Annotated in this window: 15 protein-coding genes; 6 read left to right on the plus strand and 9 right to left on the minus strand. The window is 66.5% G+C overall.

The features are described 5' to 3' along the window. Positions 1 to 78 precede the first annotated feature (78 nt). Positions 79 to 1,524 carry a PE family protein gene (locus AC5Y4S_RS16555; protein WP_500033773.1) on the plus strand — a complete coding sequence of 482 codons (1,446 nt, stop codon included), beginning with the start codon at positions 79 to 81 and terminating at the stop codon, positions 1,522 to 1,524. 9 nt (positions 1,525 to 1,533) lie between these two features. On the opposite strand, the gene AC5Y4S_RS16560 is transcribed toward AC5Y4S_RS16555, so the two are convergent. Next, entirely contained in the window at positions 1,534 to 2,157 is a 624-nt protein-coding gene (locus tag AC5Y4S_RS16560) for a TetR/AcrR family transcriptional regulator (RefSeq protein ID WP_068127543.1), read from the minus strand. A 137-nt stretch (positions 2,158 to 2,294) separates the two neighbouring features. On the opposite strand from AC5Y4S_RS16560, the gene AC5Y4S_RS16565 reads away from it, so the two are divergent. After that, a complete protein-coding gene (locus AC5Y4S_RS16565) occupies positions 2,295 to 2,420 on the plus strand; it encodes a hypothetical protein (RefSeq protein ID WP_108637325.1) in 126 nt (41 codons plus the stop codon). Here the strand turns inward: AC5Y4S_RS16565 and AC5Y4S_RS16570 are convergent. The 4 genes from AC5Y4S_RS16570 to AC5Y4S_RS16585 are packed head-to-tail and all read right to left on the minus strand — an operon-like array spanning position 2,417 to position 5,791. After that, the gene (locus AC5Y4S_RS16570) at positions 2,417 to 3,841 is read right to left on the minus strand and encodes an NAD(P)(+) transhydrogenase (Re/Si-specific) subunit beta (protein WP_500033774.1); all 1,425 of its coding nucleotides are present in this window, start codon (positions 3,839 to 3,841) and stop codon (positions 2,417 to 2,419) included. The genes AC5Y4S_RS16565 and AC5Y4S_RS16570 overlap by 4 nt on opposite strands. Further along, positions 3,838 to 4,173 (minus strand): NAD(P) transhydrogenase subunit alpha part 2, encoded by a 336-nt coding sequence (locus AC5Y4S_RS16575; protein ID WP_500033775.1) that lies wholly within the window; start codon positions 4,171 to 4,173, stop codon positions 3,838 to 3,840. Before AC5Y4S_RS16575 ends, AC5Y4S_RS16570 begins: the two co-directional genes overlap by 4 nt. Next, a complete protein-coding gene (locus AC5Y4S_RS16580) occupies positions 4,174 to 5,271 on the minus strand; it encodes a Re/Si-specific NAD(P)(+) transhydrogenase subunit alpha (RefSeq protein ID WP_500033776.1) in 1,098 nt (365 codons plus the stop codon). It lies immediately after the preceding gene. Positions 5,272 to 5,329: 58 nt separating this feature from the next. Next, positions 5,330 to 5,791: a nuclear transport factor 2 family protein gene (locus AC5Y4S_RS16585; protein WP_500033777.1), complete on the minus strand. Its 462-nt coding sequence runs from the start codon at positions 5,789 to 5,791 to the stop codon at positions 5,330 to 5,332. Positions 5,792 to 5,940: 149 nt separating this feature from the next. Here AC5Y4S_RS16585 and AC5Y4S_RS16590 point away from each other — a divergent pair, with 149 nt between their 5' ends. The 3 genes from AC5Y4S_RS16590 (at position 5,941) to AC5Y4S_RS16600 (ending at position 9,747) form a co-directional block, all read left to right on the plus strand. Next, positions 5,941 to 7,161: an acyl-CoA dehydrogenase family protein gene (locus tag AC5Y4S_RS16590; protein WP_500034038.1), complete on the plus strand. Its 1,221-nt coding sequence runs from the start codon at positions 5,941 to 5,943 to the stop codon at positions 7,159 to 7,161. Beyond that, complete coding sequence (locus tag AC5Y4S_RS16595) at positions 7,154 to 7,978, plus strand: tyrosine-protein phosphatase (protein WP_500033778.1); 825 nt, start codon at positions 7,154 to 7,156, stop codon at positions 7,976 to 7,978. The genes AC5Y4S_RS16590 and AC5Y4S_RS16595 overlap by 8 nt, the downstream gene beginning before the upstream one ends. Positions 7,979 to 8,088: 110 nt before the next feature. Next, positions 8,089 to 9,747 carry a PE family protein gene (locus AC5Y4S_RS16600; protein WP_500033779.1) on the plus strand — a complete coding sequence of 553 codons (1,659 nt, stop codon included), beginning with the start codon at positions 8,089 to 8,091 and terminating at the stop codon, positions 9,745 to 9,747. 129 nt (positions 9,748 to 9,876) lie between these two features. On the opposite strand, the gene AC5Y4S_RS16605 is transcribed toward AC5Y4S_RS16600, so the two are convergent. Beyond that, complete coding sequence (locus AC5Y4S_RS16605; protein ID WP_500034060.1) at positions 9,877 to 10,077, minus strand: hypothetical protein; 201 nt, start codon at positions 10,075 to 10,077, stop codon at positions 9,877 to 9,879. On the opposite strand from AC5Y4S_RS16605, the gene AC5Y4S_RS16610 reads away from it, so the two are divergent. Continuing rightward, positions 9,989 to 11,674, plus strand: coding sequence for a PE family protein (locus AC5Y4S_RS16610; protein WP_500034039.1), 1,686 nt, complete (start codon positions 9,989 to 9,991; stop codon positions 11,672 to 11,674). The two genes, AC5Y4S_RS16605 and AC5Y4S_RS16610, sit on opposite strands and share 89 nt — an antisense overlap. Positions 11,675 to 11,678: 4 nt before the next feature. Here AC5Y4S_RS16610 and AC5Y4S_RS16615 read toward each other — a convergent pair whose 3' ends face one another. Genes AC5Y4S_RS16615 through AC5Y4S_RS16625 form a run of 3 tightly spaced genes read right to left on the minus strand, consistent with a single transcriptional unit; the run spans position 11,679 to position 15,011 of the window. Beyond that, positions 11,679 to 12,647, minus strand: a complete 969-nt coding sequence (locus AC5Y4S_RS16615; protein WP_500033780.1) for an NADPH:quinone oxidoreductase family protein — start codon at positions 12,645 to 12,647, stop codon at positions 11,679 to 11,681. Positions 12,648 to 12,651: 4 nt separating this feature from the next. Beyond that, positions 12,652 to 13,512, minus strand: coding sequence for an SDR family oxidoreductase (locus tag AC5Y4S_RS16620; RefSeq protein WP_068113210.1), 861 nt, complete (start codon positions 13,510 to 13,512; stop codon positions 12,652 to 12,654). 59 nt (positions 13,513 to 13,571) lie between these two features. After that, on the minus strand, positions 13,572 to 15,011 hold the full coding sequence (locus AC5Y4S_RS16625) for an aldehyde dehydrogenase family protein (RefSeq protein ID WP_500033781.1): 1,440 nt from the start codon (positions 15,009 to 15,011) through the stop codon (positions 13,572 to 13,574). Positions 15,012 to 15,041 lie beyond the last annotated feature (30 nt).

Below are 15,041 nucleotides of genomic sequence, written 5' to 3' on the forward strand. Positions count from 1 at the left end.
TCGGTCAATACCTAATACCCACGGTCGCGGATAACTCCTCTTGGGCCGGGATGGCGTCGGTGGGGAAAGGACGGGGAGATGTCGGATTTAATTACTGTCCCTGAGACCTTGGCTTCCACGGCCGCCGATGTGCACAACATCGGTTCGGCGATCAACGCGGCCGGGACGAATGCCGCGGCACGGACGACCGGTTTGCTGGCGGCGGCGGAGGACGAGGTTTCGGCGGCGATCGCGAACCTATTCGGTGCGTACGGCGCGGAATACCAGGCGCTCCTCGCGCAGGCCGCGGGCTTTCACAGCCAATTCACCCAGGCATTGACGGCGGCGGCGGCCGCCTACGCGCAAGCCGAGGTCGCCAACGCGGCGCTCGTCTCCGGAGTCTCGTCTACCGGCACCCCGCTGTCGGTCGTGCAGCTGGCCTCCCCCGGCGACCCACTGTTCGCGTTGATCATGGGCGGCACCAACAACCCACAACCGGACCCGAAATATGTGACGAGCGTCTTCAACGCGTACATAAAGCCTCTCTACCCATCGGTCTCATCGCCGCCGCTACCCGTCTTCACGCCCGAGCAGTTCTGGCCGGTGACGCCGAACCTCGGAAACATGACGTTCGGCCAGTCCGTGGCCAAGGGCGTCACGTTGCTGAACAACGCGATCAATTCGACACTCTTCAACCAGCCGAACAACAGCGCCGTGGTATTCGGCTACTCGCAGAGCGCGACGATCGCGACGAACGAAATACGGAACCTCATGGCCGCGGGGTCCCCATATCAGGGCCAATTGAACTTCGTGCTGATCGGCGATCCCAACAACCCCGTCGGCGGCATCCTCGAACGCTTCCCCGGCTTCTACATCCCACTCCTGGATGTGGCGTTCAACGGCGCGACACCGCAATCCCCGTACCCGACTTCGATTTACACCTACCAATACGACGGCATCGCCGACGCCCCGCAATACCCACTGAATCTTGTCTCAGACCTCAACGCGTTCATGGGCTATTTCTTCGTCCACGGCCAGTATCCCCTCTTGACGGCCACTCAGGTGGGCACCGCCGTTCCGTTGCCGACGAACGGCGGAAACACCAACTACTACATGTTCATGACCCAGAACCTGCCGCTGCTGGAGCCGATCCGCGCTATCCCGTATGCCGGCCCCCCGATCGCCGACATCTTCCAGCCCGATCTGCGGGTGCTCGTCGACTTGGGCTACGGCGACTACGGCCCCGGCGCCAACTATGCGAACATCCCGACCCCGGCCGGACTGTTCGACCTACCGAATCCGTTCACGGTCATCCCCGACCTCGCCCTGGGCGCGGTCCAGGGTCCCTATGGCGCCGCCGTTGAGATCGGGGTGGAGGCCGGATTGCTGTCGCCGTCGTACTTCCCGAACACCTACCCGTGGGTCCCGTCCATCAACCCGGGCCTGAACGTCTCGTTCGGCCAGTCCAGCACGACGCTACTATCCGTGCTGAGCGGGGCGACCGGCAACGTGCTGCACCTCATCCCGCCGCCCAACTTCGGCTGACGCGCCGGCTTACGGGCCCAGCGGCGAATGCTGCCGGATCGACTCGTCGCGGATCAAACCCCGCAGCAGCGCGGTGCTGAACTCCGCGGCGATCTCCTTGGCGGTGCGCCGCCCGCTCGGCCGCAGCCAGCGGTAGCTGCCCAGCGTCATCCCGATGTAGCCCAGCGCCACCACGTGCGAGTCGCATTCGTAGAACTCGCCGCTGGCGATCCCGCGGTCGATGAGCCCGTGCACGTGCTCGTAGACCTGGGCCTCCTTCTCGCGGACCTCGGCGACCTGCTCGGAGGTGAACCACTCGGTGATGTACGGCTGCTCCTGGAAGTACACGGCGGCGCGCTCGGGATTGGCCGCGATCCCGGTCAGCAGCCGCACGGTGTACTGGTAGAGCGCCTCGCGGGCCGTCCACGACGGATCGTCGTGCACCGCGGCCAGCGTGCCCTCGGCGGCCTGGCGATAGATGTCGAACAGGATCAGCGACTTGCTGGCGTAGTAGTGGTAGACGGTCGCCTTGTTCAGCCCGATCACGTCAGCGACGTCGTCCATCCGGGTGCCGTGATAGCCGCGCGCGGCGAACAGCTTGGTGGCGACGGCCAGCAACTCCTCGCGGCGGGTCAGCCCGTTCTCGGATGGCATCTGTCTCTGAGTGCTCTCTATCGTTCACTGCTATCAATCAACTGGTTGGACAGTTTAAGGGCACCGCCGCCTGTCGCACCGGCGGCTCTGCGACTACGATGGTGTGTCGAACTGGTCGCGAGTCGAGAGGTGGGGACATGGATCCGAGTCCGGACTATGACATGAGCGACGAGATCGAGTTCTTCTTCAAGTACGTGCCGTGGGGTCTGCGCGGCGTAGTCGACGGCAACGGATACCCGCCGCCGGCCTACCCGCCCGTCTAGAGCGCCTTTAGTTCTTCGGCGACCTCGGTCACCGACTTCTTCGCGTCCCCGAACAGCATCGTCGTGCCGTCGGCGTAGAACAGCGGGTTGTCGATGCCCGCGAATCCGGAGTTCATCGACCGCTTCAACACGATCACCGACTTCGCCTTGTCCACGTTGAGGATCGGCATGCCATAGATCGGGCTGGACGCCTCGTTGCGCGCCGCCGGGTTGGTGACGTCGTTGGCGCCGATGACGATCGCGACGTCGGTGCGCGCGAACTCGTCGTTGATGTCGTCCATGTCCTTCATGGCGTCGTAGTCCACCTCGGCCTCGGCCAGCAGCACGTTCATGTGCCCGGGCATGCGGCCGGCGACCGGGTGGATCGCGTACTTCACCGCGACACCCTTGTCCTCCAGCAGCGAGGCCATGTCCTTGACGGCGTGCTGGGCCTGCGCCACGGCCAGGCCGTAGCCGGGCACCACGATCACCTGGTTGGCGTAGGCCATCTGGATGGCGGCGTCGGCGGCCGACGTCGCCTTGACGTGCTTGTCGCCGCCGCCGTCGCCACTGGGGGCCACGCCGCCGCCGCCGAAACCGCCCGCGACGATCGCGGGAATGGAGCGGTTCATGGCCTTGGCCATCAGGTTGGTCAGGATCGAGCCGGACGCGCCGACGATCATGCCGGCGACGATCATCGCGGTGTTGTTCAGCGCCAGACCGGCCGCGGCGGCCGACAGCCCGGTCATCGCGTTGAGCAGGGAGATGACCACCGGCATGTCGGCGCCGCCGATGGGCAGCACGACCATCAGGCCGAGCACCCCGGCCGCGGCCAGCAGGCCGATCATCCACCAGAGCGGCGCGCCGCCGGTGCCGGGATGCGCGTGCAGGCCGATCACCACGGCCGCGGCGACCGCGGCGACCAGCAGCAGCAGGTTGATCGGCTGCTGGGCCTTGCCGAAGCCGATCGGCGAGCCGGAGATGATTTCCTGCAGCTTGCCGAACGCGATGATGGATCCCCAGAACGAGATCGAGCCGATGATCGCGGCGAACAGCGACGCGACCACGATGTGCACGGTCGGCGACTCGCCGTGCTGAAAGGCCGAAAAGCCTTTGGTCTCAATGAATTCCGAGAGCGCGATGAGCGCGACGGTGCCGCCGCCGACGCCGTTGAAGAACGCCACCAGCTGCGGCATGGCGGTCATCTTGGTGTAGCGGGCCGGCGGGACGCCGAGCGCGACGCCCACCACCAGGCCGAGGATGATCAGCACCCATTGGTCGGTGTGCCGGATCTTGATGAGCGTCGCCGTCACGGCCAGCGCCATGCCCACCGCGGCGATCAGGTTGCCGCGCACCGCGGTCTTGGGCCCGGTCAGGCCCATCAGCCCGTAGATGAACAGCGAGAACGAGATGATGTAGAGGACGGTCACCAGGTAGTTCATTTGGCGACCACTGCGCCTTCGTCGGCCTTCTGGGCCGACGGCTTCTTCTTGCCCTTGAACATGCCCAGCATCCGGTCGGTGACGATGAAGCCGCCGATCACGTTGAGCGTTCCGAACACCACCGCGACGAACAGGATGATCTGCACCGCGAGCGACGGGTGCTCCACCTCCCCGAACACCACCAGCGCGCCGAGCACCACGATGCCGTGGATGGCGTTGGTGCCCGACATCAGCGGCGTGTGCAGCGTGTTGGGCACCTTGGAGATCACCGCGAACCCGACGAATCCGGACAGCACCAGGATCGCCAGGTTGGCCAACAGCTCGTCGTACATCTAATCCTCCCCGCCGGGCTGGCGCGTCACACACGAGTCCGCGATGACCTCGTCGTCGAAGTCCGGCGCCAACTTCCCGTCCTTGATCAGCAGGTCCAGCAGCGCCGTGATGTTCTTGCTGTACAGCTCGCTCGCGTGCTCCGGCATGGTCGCGGGCAGGTTCAGCGGCGACGCGATGGTGACGTCGTGCTTGACCACGGTGCGGCCCGGCTCGGTCAGCTCGCAGTTGCCGCCGGTCTCACCGGCGAGGTCGACGATCACGCTGCCGGGTTTCATCGCCTCCACCGCGGCCGCGGTTACCAGCCGCGGCGCCGGGCGACCCGGCACCAGCGCGGTGGTGATCACCACGTCGAATCCGGCGATCGCATCTTCCAGCGCCTTCTGCTGCTGGGCGCGCTCCTCGTCGGTCAGCTCGCGGGCGTAGCCGCCCTCACCGGCCGCGTCGATCCCGACGTCGAGCCACTGCGCCCCCACCGACCGCACCTGGTCGGCCACCTCCGGACGCACGTCGTAGCCGGTGGTGCGCGCGCCGAGCCGCTTGGCCGTCGCCAGCGCCTGCAGGCCGGCCACCCCGACGCCGAGCACCAGCACGGTGGCCGGCTTCACGGTTCCCGCCGCGGTGGTCAGCATGGGGAAGAACCGGGTCGATTCCGAGGCCGCCAGCAGGACGGCCTTGTAGCCGGCCACGTTGGCCTGCGACGACAGGGCGTCCATCACCTGGGCGCGCGAGATGCGCGGGATCGCCTCGAGCGCGAACGCCTGCACCCCGGCCTGCTTGAGCGCTCCGATCGCGTTGTCGGCGTTGCGCGGCGCCAGGAAGCCGATCAGGGTCTGGCCGCTGTGCAGCCGGGCAACCTCCTCGGCCGTCGGCGGCGCGACCTTGACGACGACGTCGGCCGCCCAGGCGTCCCCGATGCTGGCCCCCGCCTCGGTGTAGAGCGCGTCGGGCAGGAGCGCGCGTTCGCCCGCACCGGACTCGACCACCACCGCCAAACCGCTACTGACCAGCGACGCGACCGCCTTCGGTACCAGCGCGACGCGCCGCTCGTCGGTCCCCGACTCGGCGACCACCCCCACCGTCGTCTGCGCATCTGTCATGGCGCGTACATCTACTTCCCTTATGTCTTCGGCTTGCCGCAGCACACCCTATCCGCAGTCACCACAGCGGAATATCTTGCCCGTGCTCCGACGCCGGGCGGGGCCCGAAGTACCGGCGCTCGGACTCCCGGATCGGCACGTCGTTGATGCTGGCCTCGCGACGCGCCATCAGACCGGACGGGCTGAACTCCCACAGCTCGTTGCCGTAGCTGCGGTACCACTGGCCGGTGTGGTCGTGACACTCGTACTGGAACCGCACGGCGATGCGGTTGTCATGGAAGTCCCACAGGCTCTTGCGCAGCGAGTAGTCGAGTTCGCGCTGCCACTTGCGGGTCAAAAACGCCACGATCTCGGCCCGGCCGACGACGTGCTCGTCGCGGTTTCGCCACTGCGAGTCGGGCGTGTACGCCAGGCTCACCTTCTGCGGGTCGCGGGTGTTCCAGGCGTCCTCGGCCGCCTGGACCTTCTGCAGTGCCGTCTCGAGGGTGAACGGCGGGAACGGGGGGCGTGATTCGGTCATGGCGTCCATCGTGCGCCCTCGCGAGCGCTGACAGTTCCTCGAGACTGACGCCACGCACACCCGCGGCGGGACCCGCAACCAGAGCCGCCGGAACTCTGCTCGCGCCGCCTGGCGACACGTGTCCTATCGTGACGGTCATGGACTTCGCGATGTCGGCCAAAGCCAGCGATTACCACAAGCGATTGTCCGACTTCATGATCGAGTACGTCTTCCCGGCCGAGGCCGAATACGACAAATACCGTCACGAGGCCGGCCCGAATGACCACACGGTTCCGCCGGTCATCGAGGAACTCAAGCTCAAGGCCAAACAGCAGGGCCTGTGGAACCTGTTCCTGCCGGCCGAGTCCGGGTTGACCAACGTGGAGTACGCGCCGCTGGCCGAGCTGACCGGCTGGAGCCTCGAGATCGCACCCGAGTCGCTCAACTGCGCGGCGCCCGACACCGGCAACATGGAGACCCTGCACCTGTTCGCCACCGAGGAGCAGCGCAAGCGGTGGCTGGAACCCTTGCTGGCCGGGGAGATCCGCAGCGCCTTCTCGATGACCGAGCCCGCGGTCGCCAGCAGCGACGCCCGCAACATCGAAACGTCCATCGAGCGCGACGGCGGCGACTACGTCATCAACGGCCGCAAGTGGTGGACGTCCGGGGCGGCCGACCCGCGCTGCAAGATCCTCATCGTGATGGGCCGGACCAACCCGGATGCGGCCAGCCACCAGCAGCAGTCGATGGTGCTGGTGCCCATCGATACGCCCGGTGTGACCGTCGTTCGCTCCACGACGGTCTTCGGTTATCAGGACCAGCCCGGGCACTGCGAGATCAGCTACGACAACGTCCGGGTGCCGGTCACCAACCTGCTCGGCGAAGAGGGCGCCGGCTTCGCGATAGCCCAGGCTCGGCTGGGGCCGGGCCGCATCCACCACTGCATGCGCGCGCTGGGCGGCGCCGAACGCGCCCTGGCGCTGATGGCCGACCGCGCGCGCAACCGGGTGGCGTTCGGCCGCCCGCTGGCCGAGCAGGGCGTGGTGCGGGAGGCAATTGCCAAGTCCCGCAACGAGATCGACCAGGCGCGACTGCTGTGCGAGAAGGCGGCCTGGACCATCGATCAGCACGGCAACAAGGCCGCCCACCTGCTGGTCTCACAGATCAAGGCGGTCGCGCCGCAGGTGGCCTGCAACGTGATCGACCGCGCCATCCAGGTGCACGGGGCCGCCGGCGTCAGCGACGACACAGTGCTGGCCCGGATGTATGCCTGGCATCGCGCGATGCGGATCTTCGACGGACCCGATGAGGTGCACATGCGGACCATCGCGCGCACCGAGCTCGGCGGGGAGCAATCCGCGCTCGCCGCGGCGGTTACCCGGCATGGCTGAGGCGGCGGTCCGAGAACTGCCGGGCGCGTGGAATTTCCGTGACGTCGCCGACGGCGTGAGCGGCCTGCGTCCCGGCCGGGTGTTCCGCTCCAGCGAGCTGAGCCGCCTCGACGACGAAGGCCGGGCGACGCTGCGCCGGCTGGGCATCACCGACGTCGCCGACCTGCGCGCGACCCGCGAGGTCGCCCGGCGCGGCCCGGGCCAGGTCCCCGACAGCGTCGAGGTCCACCTGCTGCCGTTCCCCGACCTGGCCGACTCAGAGGCCGAAGCGGCGGCGCCGCACGAGGAGGCGTTCCAGCGGCTGTTGAGGGGCGAAGCCGACGGCTCGGAAGAGTCGGTGAACGAGACCGCCGTCCGATTCATGACCGACGAGTACCGGCAATTCCCGACGCGCAATGGGGCGCAGCGCGCGGTGCGCCGCGTCGTCACGCTGCTGGCCGCCGGTCGCCCGGTGCTGACCCACTGCTTCGCGGGCAAGGACCGGACCGGCTTCGTGATCGCCACCGTGCTGGAAGCGATCGGGGTCGACCAAGACACCATCGTCGCCGACTTTTTGCGCAGCAATGACGCCGTGCCCGAGCTTCGGTCGCGGATCTTCGAGATGATCCAGCAGCGCGGGGATACCGAACTGACCCCGGAGGTGGTGACCTTCACCGAGGCCCGGCTGTCCGACGGTGTCCTCGGGGTGCGTCCGGAATACCTGGCCGCCGCCCGCCAAACCATCGACGCCGAATTCGGTTCGCTCGGCGGCTATCTGAGCGACGCGGGCATCACCGACGCCGATCTGGATCGACTGCGCGGCGCGCTGCTCGCCTGATCCCGGCGCCGGCGGCGCAAATCCCGGACAGGATCGCGAGATCGCCCTAGGCTGACGGGGTCCGCTGCAGCGGTCGAGTCGCGCCTTTGTCGGGGAAAGGATTCGGGCCGATGACGTATGTGATTGCCGAGCCGCAGATGATGGCGTCGGTCGCAGCGGAAATCGAGGGAATCGGGTCGGCCTTCAGCGCCGCCACCGCCGCCGCGGCGGCGCCGACGTCGGGTGTGGCGGCGGCGGCGGGCGACGAGGTGTCGGCGGCCATCGCCGATGTGTTCGGCACATTCGGCCAGGACTATCAGGCACTCGTCGCGCGGTTCGAGGCGTTTCACAACCAGTTCCAGCAGACGCTGGCCTCCGCCGGGTTCGCCTATGCCGAGACCGAGGCGGCCGTCGCCGCGACCCTCGGCCTCGCAGCGCCCGGCGCGCCAATCCCCGCGGCCACGCAACCCCCATTCATACCAACGGATTTGACGGTCTTCATCGGCGGCACCGGGACCCCCATACCGTCGTCGTCATTCGTTACCCGTGCCAACAACCTCTATGTCCGCTTGGCGAACGCCATGCAGGCGTTGGTCACGCCCGAGCAGTTGTACCCACTGACTGGCGTCAAAAGCATGACCCTGGATGCGTCGGTCCAAGAGGGTGTGACCATTCTCGACAACCAGCTGTACAACTCAATCCATAACCAAGGGCAAACGGTAACCGTCTTCGGCATTTCCCAGAGCGCCATCATCTCCTCGCTGGAAATGCAGAACCTCGCCAACGGCACGTCCCTCTTCGGCGCGAACCCTCCGAACGTCAACCAGCTCAACTTCGTGCTGACCGGGAACGAAGTGAACCCCAACGGCGGCCTGCTTTCGCGTTTCCCGAATCTCTCTCTGCCCGCCCTGGGCCTGAATTTCTATCCCGCGATGAACGCGAACACGCCCTACCACGTAGCCAACTACACGCTGGAATACGACGGGTTCGCCGACTTCCCGCGGTACCCGATCAACATCATTTCCGACCTGAATGCGGTAGCGGGCATCGTCTACGTGCACACCACCTATCTCGATCTCACGCCCACCCAGATCAATAACGCGATTCCATTGCCGACGTCTCCGGGCTACACCGGCAATACGCAGTACTTCATGATTCCCACCGCGGAGCTGCCGCTGCTGAGACCGTTGGATGCCATACCGGTGATCGGCAAGCCGCTGGTCGATTTGATCCAACCCGACATGAAGGTATTGGTGAATTTGGGCTACGGTCCCGATCCCACCCTCGGGTATTCGACCAGCCCCGCGGACCTGCCGACGCCGTTCGGCTTGTTCCCGGATGCCAACCCCGCCACCGTGTTCAACGCGTTGGCGACCGGAACCCAGCAGGGAATCCACGACTTCTCGCTCGACCTGCAGCAGATCGCGTCGCAGCCGCCCCCCGTCGTGCCGCAGCTCGCCCTGCCAAGTTCGCCGCCGGGCCCGACGACGACGCCGGCGAACTTCCCGTCACCGCAACAGGTCTTCAACACCATCAACAAGATCGTGACGACCGACTACGCCGTCGCGCTTCCGACGGCCGATATCGGCTACTCCCTCGTCACCGAGGTGCCCTTCTACGACACCGAGCTTTTCCTGAGTCAGCTCGGTCAGGGCAACTTCGTCAACGCGATCGGTTATCCGATCGCGGCCGACGTCGGGTTGGGGACGGTGGCGGGCGGGGTCGAATTGCTGACCATCGTTTCGGCGCTCGCTAGCAACGTCAAGGACATCCAGAGCCTCATTCCTTAACGCGCACAATGGGTCCTGCCCCACTTCGGGAACGAATGCTTTAGAAGCAAAAACACCGGTGCAAAACGCCAACAAGAACAGGCTGTCGCTCCTAAGCTAGCTGGGTGCCGGTTCCAGCGATGCGCCTGGTCATCGGGTTGGCCGCGTCGTCGGGACCCTTGTGTCCGGAAGGGAAGAGGCGATGACGAGCTTGATCACACAGCCCCAGATCTTGTCGAGTGCCGCAGCGGATGCTTCGGCAATCGGTTCGGCGATCGACGAAGCCAAGGCGGCCGCCGCCGGTCCCACCACGAGTCTGGCCGCCGCGGCCCAGGACGAGGTGTCGGCCATCACCGCCCAGTTCTTCGGCTCGTTCGGTCAGGAATATCAGGCGCTGCTGCAGCAGGCGTCGGCGTTCCACGGGCAGTTCGTCGCGGCGTTGGCCGGCGCGGGAAACGCTTACGCGCAGACCGAAGCGCAGATCGCCGCATCGCTCGGCCTCACTGGGGCGTCGACCGGGCCGGCGGTCGGAACGTTCACGCCTACGGATCCGACGATCAACGTAGTTGCGAACTTGATCATGACGGGCAGCGGCACAGCGACACCCTCGACGACCTATCTGAATAATGTCTTTAGCCGGTACTTGAACGGCGCCTTCGGCCCCCTCATTCATTTCAGCGGTCCTCTCCAAGCCGTGTCGACGGCCGAGGGGCTGTATCCGTATACCGGCGTGAAGGACCTGACGCTGGACATATCGCTGGCCCGCGGCGTCACCGAGCTGGACAACGCGATCAAACTGGCGATCGCGCCCGGCAGCGGTAACGCCGTGTCCGTTCTGGGCTACTCGCAGAGCTCGATTATCGCCTCGCTGGAAATGCCGAAACTTCTCGCCGAGGGCTTTACGAATGGGACGCTCGGCAATCCGAACCAGGTGTACTTCACACTGCTCGGTGACCCCGCCAACCCGAACGGCGGCCTGCTTGCGCGATTCCCGGGGCTAAGCCTTCCCAGCCTGGGAATCACGTTCGGGACCTCGACGCCCGCCAACGATTTCCCGACGACCATTTACTCGCTCGAATACGACGGCTTCGCGGACTTCCCGCGCTATCCGATCGACATCTTCTCCGACCTCAACGCGCTTGCGGGCATCGTCTTCGTGCACGGCACCTACCCAACCTTGACGAACGCTCAGCTAGCGTCGGCCTTCCTGTTGCCCGGGTCAGCCGCTCTCGATCCCACCAACGGCATGACCGATTACTACATGATTCCGACCAACAACCTCCCGCTATTGACGCCGCTACGGGCCCTCCCCCTTATTGGCAATCCGCTCGCCGACCTGATCCAGCCGGACCTGAAGCTCCTCGTCAACTGGGGATACGGCGATCCCAACTTCGGCTACTCGACCAGCCCGTCAAATGTACAGACCCCGTTCGGGTTCCTGCCGCCGTTGAGCGCAACCACGGAACTGGCGGCCCTCCTGCCCGGCGCCACCGCACAGGGCGTCGGCGCCTTCGCCAACGACCTGTCGCACCTGGCGGCTTCGGCCGCATCGACGGGCGGCGCGGGGCTGCCGCCGCTGACCCTGCCTTCGACGGCGTCGATGCCGACGACGATCACCGGCGTCATCCAGGCCATCCAGTCGGCAAACAGCAACATCGCCGGCACCATCGCGGGCGATGTCTCGACCGCTTATGCGACGCTGCTTCCGACGGCAGACATCGCTACGGCACTTGCGGTGTCGGTGCCTTCCTACGACTTCAATTTGTTCCTGGACGGGATCAACGAAGCGATCACTGTCGACCCCGTTCAGGGCCTCATGGACGCCTTCGGCCGACCGATCGCCGCCGATGTGGGTCTGTTTACCCTCGCGGGCGGCTTCGAGTTCCTGAGCATCGTGAATGCCGCCGACACAATCTTCACCGGAACGCCGATCCCCGGCCCCTTCTGATCGGCTAGGGCTCCAGTACCACCTTGCCGAGCACGCCCCCGTCGGCCAGGCACTGTAGCGCGGCCTGCCCCTCCGACAGCGGATAGCGTTGCGGCGGAGGGGGTTTCAGCCCGAGGAAAACCAATTGGCTCAGTCCCCAGGCGAACAGGGCGGCCGAACCGGGGACCCGGTTGAGGTACTCGCCCCACGCGACGCCGACCACGCTGACGTTGCGCAGCAGCAACCGGTTCACCTTCACCGTCGGAATGCCGCCCGCGGCGAAACCGATCACCAGCAGCTTGCCGTCGATCGCCAGGACCCGGATCGCGTCGTCGAAGGCCGGGCCGCCGATCGGGTCGACGACGATGTCGACGCCGCGGCCCTGGGTGTAGTCACGTATCCGGTCCGCCCAGCCGTCGGCCAGCGGCACGACCAGGTCGGCGCCCAGCGATCCGACATAGTCGGTCGCGGCCTCGCGGTGCACCACGGCCAGCACCTTTTTCGCGCCCATCGCCCGCGCCACCTGGATGGCCGCCGTGCCCACCCCACCGGCGGCACCCAACACCAGGACGGTGTCGCCCGGCCGCATGGCGGCGCGGCGGGACAGCGCGAAGTACATGGTGTTGTAGTTCACCAGCAGCGAAACCGCTTCGGCGTCATCGAGTTCCGCGGGGCTGCGCATCACGTTGGGCACCGGGACGGCCACCTGTTCCGCGTAGGAACCCAGGATGCCGAAGGCCGAGACCCGCTCGCCCGGCCGGAAGCCGGAGCCTTCCGGCGCGGAACGCACCACTCCGGCGGCTTCCATGCCGGGGACGAACGGCGGGGGCAGCTTCAGCTGGTACTCGCCCTTGGTCAGCAGCAGGTCCGGAAAGCACACCCCGGCGGCGCGAACGTCGATGACGACGTGGTTGCCGTCGGCGCTGACGTCGTCGATATCGGTGAAGACCATGCCGTCCGGGCCGGACAGCTCTTGCACCACACAGGCTTTCATGGCCTTAGAGCTTGAATCCGGCCTTTTGCGCTGCCGAGAGGTCGGTGATCTCGGCCCAGTGCGCGGCGACGTCCTGCACCGACGGCGGCTGATCGAAAGTGACGCCCTCGTTCTGGAACAGCGCGGTGCGCTGCACCTTGCCGCCACCGACGATGAAAACCGACCCGTTGTCGGCGCATTCCTCGGTGCACAGGTAAGCCATCACCGGCGCAACGAAATCCGGCGTGAGCTTCTCGAACACCTCGGGCGGCAGGATGTCCTGAGTCATCCTGGTGGCCGCGATCGGGGCGAGCGCGTTGGCGTGGATGTTGTACTTGGCCCCTTCCTGCGCCAGCGTGTTGATCAGGCCGACCAGGCCGAGCTTGGCCGCCCCATAGTTGGTCTGGCCGAAGTTGCCGAACAGCCCGCTGGTGGAGGTGGCGACGACGACGCGGCCGTAGCTCTGCTCGCGGAAGTGCGGCCAGGCGGCGCGAATGACGTTGTAGCCGCCGTACAGATGTACCTTGAGCACGGCATCCCAATTTTCGAATGTCATCTTGTGGAACGTGCCGTCGCGCAGGATCCCGGCGTTGCTCACGACACCGTGGATGGCGCCGAATTCGTCGAGCGCGGTCTTGATGATGTTCTCGGCGCCCTCGGGCTCGGCGACGCTGTCGTAGTTGGCTGCCGCCCGGCCCCCCGCGTCCTTGATCTCCTTGACCACCTCGTCGGCCATGTTGTGGCCGGCGCCGGTGCCGTCACGTGCCCCGCCGAGGTCATTGACGATGACGCTGGCGCCCTCCTTGGCGAGGGTCAGGGCGTATTCACGCCCCAATCCGCCACCGGCTCCGGTGACGACGATGACGCGATCCTGCACTCCGGGCATAAGGTTCCTCTCTGGTGTGAAACATTGGATCTAGCAAGCGATTTGGCGCGGCGGCGCCGTCAGAAGATCCTGCGAGCCATCTTGAAGGCCCGCTCGGTGTACGGCGGGTAGATGAAGCTGGACAGGTCCGGCCGGGTCGGCTTGGTCAACACCGACTTGCGGTGGCTGAACTCCTCGAAGCCGTACCGGCCGTGGTAGGCGCCCATGCCCGAGGCGCCGACGCCGCCGAACGGCAGCTTGGCCGTCGACACCTGGAACGCCAGGTGGTTGACCAGCATGCCGCCGGCGGGCACCTCCTTGATCACCCGCTCGCGGATGTCCTTCGCCTTGGTGAACAGGTACGCGGACAACGGCTTTGGCCGCGAGTTGACGAAACGTATTGCCTCGTCCAGGGATTGGACCGTGATCACCGGCAGGATCGGCCCGAAGATCTCGTTCTGCATCAGCGGGCCGTCCGGGTCGGGATCGACGACGACCGTCGGCTGGATCCGCAGGGTCGACGCGTCGCAGGCTCCCCCGACGGTGACCTTGCCGTCGCCGTCCGAGAGGTAACCGCTGATCCGGTCGAATTGGCGCTGGTTGACGATGCGAATTCCCTGCTGCTCCTTGGAGCGCATCTTGGTGATGGCCGCACCGATCTTGTCGACGAGTTCGTCGCGGATCTTCGCGTCGGCCAACACGTAGTCGGGTGCGACGCATGTCTGCCCGCCGTTCAGCAGCTTGATCCACGCGATCCGCTTGGCCGCGACGTCCAAGTCGGCGTCGGCGGCCACGATCACGGGGCTCTTGCCGCCGAGCTCGAGCGTGCACGGGGTCAGGTGGGGCGCCGCGCCCTCGTAGACCTTGCGGCCGATCTCGGTGCCGCCGGTGAACATCAAGCGGTCCAGGCCCTGCGCGATGAGTTCCTGGCTCACCGCACCGTCACCCTCCACGACCGCGATCGCGTCGTTGTCGAGATAGCGCGGCACCAGCTCGGCCATCAACCGCGACGACGCGGCCGCGATTTCCGACGGCTTCAGGATGACGGCGTTGCCGGCGGCGATCGCCCCGACGGCCGGACCCAGCGTCAGGTAGAAGGGGTAGTTCCAGGCGCCGATGATCAGCACGGTGCCGTAGGGCTCGTACTCGATCCAGCCGCGCCCGGGCCGCTGCGGCAGCTCCAGCCGTTGGTAGCGGCGGCGCGTCCACTTCCGCAGGTGCTTGGCCGCGTACTTCGCTTCACCGGCGGTCGTCCCGATGTCGGCGATGAACGACTCGAATTTGTTGCGGTCCAGGTCCGCGGCGAGGGCGGCGCTGATCGCCTCCTCGTTCTCCTCCATCAGCTTTTGCAGTTGCAGCAATTGCTGCCTGCGCCACTCGACGTCGCGGGTGCGCCCAGAGGCGAATGTCTTGCGGAGCCGGGCCACCGTGGCGGGGATGTCGACTGTCTGAGCGGGCGCGCCGTTCGTGGATTCCTTCGATTCCGACGCTTTCTGTGCAACCGATTCGGTGGTCATCATTGTCCTTCCCGAGCAGAGTCGCCCGCTGCA

It is taken from the genome of Mycobacterium sp. NGS64 (assembly GCF_059812245.1).